Here is an 8,947-nt window from a genome sequence, read left to right on the forward strand (position 1 = left end):
GCTGCGGCGCGCACCGCGGCGAACATCCGCACGTAGGTGCCGTCGTCAGACCAGCGACGGTGGCGTTCCCACACCGATTGCCACGCCCCGAAGTGATCGGGCAGGTCACGCCACGGCGACCCGGTGCGGTACCGCCAGATGATCGCCTCGAGCGTCAGTCGGTGGTCATTCCACGGCCGGCCCTGATGACCGCCGGCAGGCAGCACCGGCTGGATCAACTCCCACAACTCGTCCGGGATCTCGTCGGTACGCAACATTCGTCCAGCGTCGCCCACCAACCCGCCAATCTTTGGCAGACACGCTCTAGACGCCCACAGTGATCGTCCACCGCTCGTGGGCCGGCCGGGCCGGGGATCCTGGCCGGCCGGGGGATCAGTCGGCCTAGGTCTGCCCGTCCGTCGTCGGGGCGCTGGTGGGAGACAGCGTCGCGGTCGTCGGAGTCGTCGTCGGAGTCGTCGTCGGAGTCGTCGTCGGAGTCGTCGTCGGAGTCGTCGTCGGAGTCGTCGTCGGAGTCGGCGCCGGCGGCGTCGTCGTGGGCGGCGGTGGCGGTGGCGGAGGTGGCATCGTCGTGGGCGGCGCCGGCGGCGCCGGCGGCGTCGTGAGCGGCGGTGGTGGCGGGGGTGGCGGGGGAGGCGGGGGAGGCGGGGGAGGCGGGGGAGGCGCGACTGTCGACCTCGAAGTTGGTGCGGTCGTCGACTGGGGACTGGCCGACTGCGGCGGTGGAGTGGTCGTCGGTCTCGTGGGAACCCCCGGTGCGGTCGTCCGCCCAGCCGCCGTGCCGGGCGGGATCGTCGTCCGGTCGGCGGTCCTCGTCGTGGCCGCGGCAGAGGTGGGCCTGGTGGAGGCGGATCCCGCCCCGGCTCTCGGAGTGGTGGTACTGACCGGCTCGGTGGAGCCGTCGGAGGACTCCGCGGCCCGTGGGGGCGCCGCGGCGGGCTGCTCCGCAGCCAGCGCTGGTGCGGGGGTCCCAGGAGCGGCGTCCGCCGTCGTCCACGTGGCGCGCGCGGGGCCGGTGGTCGGGGCCTGGCTCGTCGGCGCCGCGTAGGTCCCCCCGCCGTCCTCACCGCCGGGCCCGCGGCTCACAGTCGAGACGAACAACGCCACCGCGCCAGCGAGGACGACCAGCGCACCCAGTGCGGGGACCACCGCCCGCAGCCACGACCAGAAGCGCCACCGGGCCGGCGGCCGGACACCGGTCACGGCGTGCCGGCGCCCGACGGGGGCCGCGGGGTCACTGACGTACACCTACCGGTGCGCCCCGTTCCCCTGCGCGCCCTCCGGGGCGAGCCGGATGTGCGTGGTCGACGTTCCTCCATGTGCGTGGTCCTCCTGTGGCGGTCGACGTCGGCTGCCCAACGACGGCCGTGGACCCATGGGTACGTCGATCTGCCTGGTCGTGCGGACCTTGTCCCAGTGCGCACGGCCGGTCGCAACAGCGGGCGAGTGGCCTGCGCCAGCCCGTGACCCCTTCTACCCGCATTTGCCGTGTGCGCCCCGGAGCCCCTCGGTGACCGCGCCGGACCCGACGGGCCGCCGGTCGGCCGCGCGGACGGCCGACGAGACCTGGCAACGGCTGCGCCCGGGGCTCGCCGACGAAGCGGTCACCGCACTCGGGCCGGCGGAGGCAGGGGTGCCAGCTCGACGGCGAGGGTGCGCATGAGGCCGGTGACGCCGTGCTTCGCCGCCGTGTGCCGCCGTGTAGTGCGCCCGACTCCTGCACCGTGGCCCGCGTCACATCGGCGGTCAAGCCCCGTGCGGACGTCCTGCCGGGCAGTTCGGTGTGCCGCGTGCGGACACGTCGTGGGTCCTGGATACAGTGCGCCGGTGTGAGGTACGCCACCTCCCTCACTCCGACGCAAATAGGTAGGTCCGCATGCTCTACGCCGCGTACGAACTGCAACGTCGTTTGGCCTCACCGGCGGTGGCGGTCTCCGACAGGACCGCGCGGGTGCTGAACGCGCTGCCTGCCCCACTCGTCGCGCCCGGCGTCCGCCACCTCCGGGCAGCATGCGACGTCGTCGCCCACGCCCGGCCGACGCACGACCGACCGGCGTTCGGCATCGACTCGGTGCCGGTCGGCGGCCAGCCGGCCGAGGTGTCCGAACACCCGGAGACGAGCACGCCCTTCGCCACGCTCCTGCACTTCCGGAAGCCGTCGGTCACCGGCCAGCCCCGGGTGCTCGTCGTCGGCCCCATGTCCGGGCACTTCACGACGCTGATCCGGCCCACCATCCGCACGCTGCTGTCCGACCACGACGTGTACGTCCTGGACTGGCACAACGCCCGGGACGTCCCCGCCGAGCACGGCCCCTTCGGACTCGACGAGTACATCGAGCACGTCATGGACGCGCTCCGGCACCTCGGGCCCGGCACCCACGTCGTCGCCGTCTGCCAGCCCGCCGTCCCGGTGCTCGCGGCTGTCGCGCTGCTGGCCGCCGCCGGTGACGAGGCCCAGCCCAGCAGTCTGACCCTCATGGCCGGACCAGTCGACACCCGGGTGAACCCGAACCGGATCAACACGATGGCCGCGACCAAGCCGCTGTCGTCCTTCGAACGCCGGGTCATCGACACCGTGCCGGCCCGGTACGCCGGCGCAGGCCGGCGCGTCTATCCCGGCGTCGTCCAGTTGACCGCGTTCATGTCGATGAACCCCAGGCGGCACCTGAGCGCCCACCTGCGCCTCTACCGGGACCTCGTGGCCGGCGAGACCGCGCGAGCGGCAGCCACCCGCGCCTTCTACGACGAGTACGGCGCCGTCATGGACGTCCCGGCGGAGTTCTACCTCGAGACGGTCGGCCGCATCTTCCAGGAGAACAGGTTCGCCGCCGGCACGTTCACCTGGCGCGGCAGCCCGGTCGATCCCGGGTCCATCACCGACACGGACCTGCTCACCGTCGAAGGTGCCAACGACGACATCTGCTCCCCCGGTCAGACGGAGGCCGCGCACGACCTCTGCACCGGGATCCCGGACGATCGCCAGCACCACCACCTGCAGCCGGGGGTGGGCCACTACGGCGTGTTCAGCGGCTCTCGCTGGGAGACGGAGGTCTACCCCGTGGTCCGCGACTTCATCGCCGGGTCCCGGGCAGCCCGGCCGCTGGCCTCGCCGGCCTGAGCGCCCGATGCCCGGGTGGGGGCTTCCCGATCAGGAGCGGCGGGGAGGGCTGCCGGCGATCCGGACCGGGCGGCCACGGGTAGCGCCACGAGGTCGGAAACGGCCGAGGGCGCGTCCGAGCCGCACGCACCGGTGCCGGCCAGGGACGCGTCGGTGACCGCCCCGGACCCGGCTGGCCGCGTGCCGGCCGCACGGACCGCCGAGGAAGCCTGGCAACGGCTCCGCCCCGAGCTGGCCGCCGAAGCGGTGGCCGCCCTCGGGCCGGCGGAGGCCGACGCATTCCTCACCCGGATCGATGTCGCGGTGGTCGACGTGCACACGCCACTCGTCGCCCTCTACGGCGAGCGCGCCGACACCGAGGAGCTGCTCGCCCGGGCGCTGCGCACGGTACTGGCCGCCACCGCCGAGCGGCCGGCGGAGCTGCGGCTGCTCGACCGGCGCCGTGAGATCGACCCGCACTGGTTCCAGCGGGAGCGGATGCAGGGCTACGTCTGCTACGTCGACCGCTTCTGCGGCACGCTCGACCAGCTGCCCGGCCGGCTCGATCACCTCACCGAGCTCGGTACCACCTACCTGCACCTGATGCCGCTGCTGCGGCCCCGCGAGGGCGAGAACGACGGTGGCTACGCAGTCGCCGACTACCGCCAGGTGGATCCGCGGCTGGGCACCATGACCGACCTGGAGGCGGTCGCGGCGGCGCTGCGCGGCCGCGACATGAGCCTGTGCATCGACCTCGTGCTCAACCACACCGCGGCCGAGCACCACTGGGCGCAGGCGTGGCTGGCCGGCGACCATGCCTGCGCCGACTTCTACACGGCGTTCCCCGACCGCACGCTCCCCGACGCGTACGAAGCCACCATCCCCGAGGTCTTCCCCGACCGGGCGCCCGGCTCGTTCAGCTGGGTACCGGAGGCGCGCGGGGGTGCCGGGGGCTGGGTGTGGACGACGTTCTGGAGCTACCAGTGGGACCTGGACTACACCAATCCCGAGGTCACCCTGGCCATGCTCGGCGAGATCACGTGGCTGGCCAACCGTGGCGTCGAGGTGTTCCGGATGGACGCCATCCCGTTCATGTGGAAGCGGATGGGCACCACCTGCCAGAACCAGCCCGAGGTGCACGACCTGGTGCAACTGCTGCACGCCCTGACCCGGATCGCGGCACCGGCCGTCGTCTTCAAGGCCGAGGCGATCGTCTCCCCCGAGGACCTGGTGCCCTATCTCGGCGCGCACGAACGCGAGCGCCCGGAGTGCGAGCTGGCTTACCACAACCAGCTCATGGTGCTGCTGTGGAGCAGCCTGGCCACCGAGGGCGCCCGGCTGGCCACCGCCGCGCTGCGCCGGATGCAACCGGTTCCGGCCGGCGCCACCTGGGTCACCTACGTGCGCGGTCACGACGACATCGGCTGGGCGATCACCGACCCCGATGCGGTTTCGGTCGGCGCGGACGGCGCTGGGCACCGGCGCTTCCTCAACGACTTCTTCTCCGGCCGTTTCCCGGCCTCACCGGCCCGCGGCGCGCTGTTCCAGGAGAACCGGGCAACCGGCGACGCGCGGATCTGCGGGACCGCCGCGTCGCTGTGCGGCATCGAGGACGCGCTGGCTCGGGGCGACGACGCCGCGGTCGAGCAGGGGATCCGGCGGCTGGTGCTGCTGTACTCGGTGGCCTACGCCTTCGGCGGCATTCCCCTGCTGTACATGGGCGACGAGCTGGCGCTGCCCAACGACGCCGGCTACCTGGCCGACCCGGAGCTGGCGCCGGACAACCGCTGGATGCACCGCCCAGCCATGGACTGGGCGGCGGCGGCCCGCCGGCACGACCCGGCCACGCTCGAGGGCCGGGTGTTCGCCCGGCTGTGCCGGCTGGGCGAGGTACGACGGTCGTTGCCGGCCCTGCGCGGCGGTGCAGAGCCGAGGGTCCTGGACGCCGGCAGCGACCGGATGCTCGTCTGGCGGCGCCGGCACCCGCGCAGCGGCTCCTTCGTCGGGCTGGCCAACTTCTCGCCGCTCCCGGAAGTGGTGGACGCCGACACGGTCACCGGCTTCGGCACCTACCAGCTGGTTCTGGGCAGTGACGGTCCGCTGCCGGTGGAGCGCGGCGGGCTCGTCGTCCCCGGGCTCGGCTTCGCCCGGTACGCCGAACCCTGACCCACGGCGGGGCCCAGACGGGGACCGCCGCCGTCCCCGAGGAGGAACCGTGGCACTTCAGCACACCGAGACGCCGGACGGCTGGCACCAGCCGCTGCGGCACGTGCACGCAGCCGAGCTGACCGGCGACACCGGCCAGACCGGCGGGATGACCCGGCGGGAAGCGATCTCGTCGCGGACCGTGGGGGCGCAGCGACTCTGGATGGGGCAGACCCATGTGGCGCCGCAGACCTCCTCGGGCGACCACCACCACGGCGACTCCGAGACCGCCATCCACGTACTGTCCGGCCATCCGGTCTTCGTCTTCGCCGAGGACGGTCGGGAGGTCCGGCTGGAGACCTCGCCGGGGGACTACGTGTTCGTCCCGCCGTTCGTGCCGCACCGCGAGGAGAACCCCACCGAAGAGAAGGCGGTAGTGGTCATCGCCCGCAGCAGCCAGGAGGCGATCGTGGTCAACCTGCCCGGACTGCTCGCCACCGACGACCCGACCGGCTGACCCGTCGACAGCGTCAGGCTACTGCGGTCTCCCCGCCCACCAGCTCGACCGGACGGCGCCGCCGCGACGGGCTGGCGGCCAGCAAGTACGCGCACCCGGTGACGATCCGGCTGATGCACGAGATGAACGGCAACTGGTACCCGTGGGGGAGCGGAGCGAACGGCAACCAGCCCGGGGAGTTCGTCCTGGCCTGGCGGCACGTGCACGACCGCTTCACCGCCCTGGGCGTCACGAACGTCGCATGGACGTGGGCGCCCAACGCCGTCTACACCGGCGGCGCGCCACTGGCTCCGCTGTACCCCGGCGACGCCTACGTCGACGCCGTGGGATTGAGCAACTACAACTGGGGCGAGCGCTCCCACGATGGCTTCGCCACTCACTAGGTGTGGAAGGCCGCGGAGAGCGGGACGCCGACCGGGGTGACGGGTCCGCTCTGCCAGCGCGCGAAGTAGCCACGAGGTCCGTGCGCGGTCTGCAACGCCACCCTGGCGTCCCCCACCGACTCGATGACGTCCATCTCTCCGCACCGGGGCCAGCCGACCTGCTCGATGTCCTGCCCCAGGGTCCAGGCGGCCGGCCAGATCCCGACCCCGGAGGGCACCCGGGCCCGCACCTCCACGAGGCCGGCACGGACGGTGCGCCGCCCCGACGTCGTGATCCGCGCCGACGTCCACGCCCCGTCGCCCCCAGCTCGGGCGGACAGGACGAGGTGTCCCTCGCCGTCCAGTGCCACGTTGGCGGCAGCGTCAGTGTAGGTCTGCAGCTCACCGTTGCCCCAGCCGCCGGCGCCCAGTTCCGCCGACCAGGAGGCACGGTCGGGGAACGTACCGGCGGGGCCGGCGAACTCGTCCTGCCAGACCAGGCGCCGCCCGGGTCCGCCCGCGTCAGCCCGTTGGACCCCGGGGGTCACCGGGCCCGGGCCCCTCCGATGAGCAGGGCGGTGGGGCATGTACGCAGCATGGCCGCCGCCCCTCAGCCCGCGGCAGCCGGACCGGGCAACTACCGTTCGGCAGGTGAGTGAGCCCCTGCGACCGCCGTCCCCCCTCGACCACCTCGCCGAGCGGTTCGTCGACGAGTACGCCGCCGCCCTGCCCACCGTGGCCACCTACATCGGGGTGCCGGGCCACGATGAGCGCTGGCCGGACTACTCCCCCGCCGGCCGGGCCGCCCTCGCCGACCTGCTGCGGCGCACCATCGCGGCGGCCGAGGACACCGACCCGGTCGACCGGCGCGACGAGGTCGCCCGCAGCGCGATGCTGGAGCGGCTCGGTGCCGAGCTGGCGCGCCACGACGCCGGCTGGGCGCTGGCCGACCTCAACACGATCGCGAGCCCGCTCCAGGAGTTCCGGTCGACGTTCGACCTGATGCCGACCGGCTCCGAAGCGGACTGGACGACGATCGCCCGCCGGCTGCAGGCGCTGCCCGCCGCCCTCAAGGGGTACACCGCCGGACTGGACGCCGCCGCGGACGCCGGTCAGGTGGCCGCTGCACGGCAGGTCCGGCTGTGCGCCGGCATCGCCCGTCGCTGGGCGGGGGCCGCCGACGTGCCCGGTTTCTTCGCCGACCTGGTCGCCGGGGCCCCGGTGCCGCCGGACGGCGCACTGGCCGGCGAACTCGCCGCCGCCGGAACGGGCGCCGAGACCGCCCTGCTGGCCTTTGCCGACCACCTGGAAACCGCTCTGCTCCCCCGGGCGCCGGAGGCCGACGCGGTGGGTCGGGAGCGGTACGCCCTGGAGTCCCGCTTCTTCATCGGCATGGAGCTGGACCTCGAGGAGACCTACGCCTGGGGCTGGCAGGAGCTGGCCCGCATCGTCGCGGAGAAGGAGGCCGTCGCCGAGTCCATCGCCCCCGGCCAGGGCGTCGCCGGCGCGATGGCCGCCCTGGACGCCGACCCCGACCGCATGGTCCGCGGCCGCCAGGCCCTGCAAACCTGGCTGCAGGAGACCGCCGACCGGGCCATCGCCGCGCTCAACGGCGTCCACTTCGACATCCCGAAGCCGGTGCAGCAGGTCGAGGGGCGGCTCACCCCGACGTCCGGCGAAGGGGTCTACTACACCGGCCCGACCGAGGACTTCAGCCGGCCAGGCCGGATGTGGTGGTCGCTCCCCGCGGGGGTCACCGACATGACCACCTGGCGGGAGACGACCACCGTCTTCCACGAGGGCGCCCCCGGGCACCACCTGCAGATCGGCCAGACCGTCTACAACGCCGCGGTGCTCAACCGCTGGCAGCGGCTGCTGTGCTGGTGCTCCGCACACGGTGAGGGCTGGGCGCTCTACGCTGAGCGGCTGATGGCCGAGCTCGGGTTCCTCGACGACCCGGGCGACCGTCTCGGCATGCTCGACGCCCAGGAGCTGCGCGCCGCACGCGTGGTGCTCGACATCGGCCTGCACCTGGACCTGCCCATCCCCGCCGACGAGGGGATCGGGAAGCGGTGGACTTACGAGGTGGCGGCCGAGTTCCTCCGCCGCCACGTGTCGATGGACGACGCCATGCTCACCGACGAGCTGCACCGCTACCTTGGCTGGCCCGGGCAGGCGCCGTCCTACAAGGTCGGCGAGCGGGTCTTCCTCGTCTGCCGCGAACAGGCGCAGCTGCGGGCGGGGGCCGACTTCGACCTCAAGGCCTGGCACCGCGCGGTCGTAGACCTCGGCTCCCTCGGGCTGGGTCCGCTGGCCGCCGAGCTCGCCCGGATGTGAGCCGCGTTCCGTCAGGCCCCGGAAGCCACTCGAGCCACATCCGGACGAGATTGAACTGGTCGAACCCGGGCCGCGGTCATAGCAGAACCTGTGCACCACCCCGGCGCGTCAGCAGCCGCCGCGAGGCCGGCGGGGTAGAGAGGATGTCCCGCGTTCCGTGGAACTTCGGTAGCGGCCCGTTGATCAACTAGGCGGCGTTGCTGACGGGCCCATCATGCGCGGCGGGTACGACAGTTGCAGCGGTGGCCTGCTCGAGGGCGGTGCGTAGCGCCGGCAGGTGCAGGTGGCCGTTGACGCGGCGGAACTGCTTGCCGGCCTCGACCATACCGGCGGCGCACCAGCGCAGCGCCATCTGCCCGTCGCGCCAGCGCTTGACGTTGGTCGAGTGCTGGCGGCAGATGGAGATCATCGACTCGATCATGTTCGTGGAGCGCATCGATCGGGCCAGTGTGGGCGGTAGGTCCAGGCGCAGCACGGTCAGTGTCTCGGCCA

The 8,947-nt window shown here is 73.2% G+C and carries 8 protein-coding genes and 1 pseudogene; 6 read left to right on the top strand and 3 right to left on the bottom strand.

Going from position 1 to position 8,947, the window contains the following annotated elements; all coding sequences use genetic code 11:
• The coding region (locus tag BLW04_RS23645; RefSeq protein WP_139307004.1) for a transposase at window positions 1–257 on the bottom strand (257 nt) is incomplete at its 3' end.
• A gap of 155 nt (window positions 258–412) precedes the next feature.
• On the opposite strand from BLW04_RS23645, the gene BLW04_RS27145 reads away from it, so the two are divergent.
• The 5 genes from BLW04_RS27145 to BLW04_RS23670 all read left to right on the top strand — a co-directional run bounded on the left by BLW04_RS27145 (window position 413) and on the right by BLW04_RS23670 (window position 6,139).
• Window positions 413–1,045, top strand: coding sequence for a hypothetical protein (locus BLW04_RS27145; protein WP_175484253.1), 633 nt, complete (start codon window positions 413–415; stop codon window positions 1,043–1,045).
• Window positions 1,046–1,873: 828 nt separating this feature from the next.
• Window positions 1,874–3,115, top strand: coding sequence for a polyhydroxyalkanoate depolymerase (locus BLW04_RS23655; RefSeq protein ID WP_091547912.1), 1,242 nt, complete (start codon window positions 1,874–1,876; stop codon window positions 3,113–3,115).
• Window positions 3,116–3,268: 153 nt separating this feature from the next.
• Entirely contained in the window at window positions 3,269–5,260 is a 1,992-nt protein-coding gene (locus tag BLW04_RS23660) for an alpha-amylase family protein (protein WP_254781925.1), read from the top strand.
• A 49-nt stretch (window positions 5,261–5,309) separates the two neighbouring features.
• Window positions 5,310–5,756: a cupin domain-containing protein gene (locus tag BLW04_RS23665; RefSeq protein WP_175484254.1), complete on the top strand. Its 447-nt coding sequence runs from the start codon at window positions 5,310–5,312 to the stop codon at window positions 5,754–5,756.
• 98 nt (window positions 5,757–5,854) lie between these two features.
• Window positions 5,855–6,139 carry a glycosyl hydrolase gene (locus BLW04_RS23670; protein ID WP_217631238.1) on the top strand — a complete coding sequence of 95 codons (285 nt, stop codon included), beginning with the start codon at window positions 5,855–5,857 and terminating at the stop codon, window positions 6,137–6,139.
• Here BLW04_RS23670 and BLW04_RS23675 read toward each other — a convergent pair.
• Entirely contained in the window at window positions 6,136–6,666 is a 531-nt protein-coding gene (locus BLW04_RS23675; RefSeq protein WP_175484255.1) for a glycoside hydrolase family 16 protein, read from the bottom strand. The genes BLW04_RS23670 and BLW04_RS23675 overlap by 4 nt on opposite strands.
• Before the next feature lie 103 nt (window positions 6,667–6,769).
• Here BLW04_RS23675 and BLW04_RS23680 point away from each other — a divergent pair, with 103 nt between their 5' ends.
• Window positions 6,770–8,455, top strand: a complete 1,686-nt coding sequence (locus tag BLW04_RS23680) for a DUF885 domain-containing protein (protein WP_217631239.1) — start codon at window positions 6,770–6,772, stop codon at window positions 8,453–8,455.
• Between the two features lie 187 nt (window positions 8,456–8,642).
• On the opposite strand, the pseudogene BLW04_RS23685 reads toward BLW04_RS23680, so the two are convergent.
• A pseudogene (locus BLW04_RS23685) lies at window positions 8,643–8,947 on the bottom strand (IS256 family transposase); the annotation flags it as partial.

Origin of the sequence: Modestobacter sp. DSM 44400 (assembly GCF_900107175.1) — a bacterium.
In the GTDB taxonomy this organism is placed as follows: domain Bacteria; phylum Actinomycetota; class Actinomycetes; order Mycobacteriales; family Geodermatophilaceae; genus Modestobacter.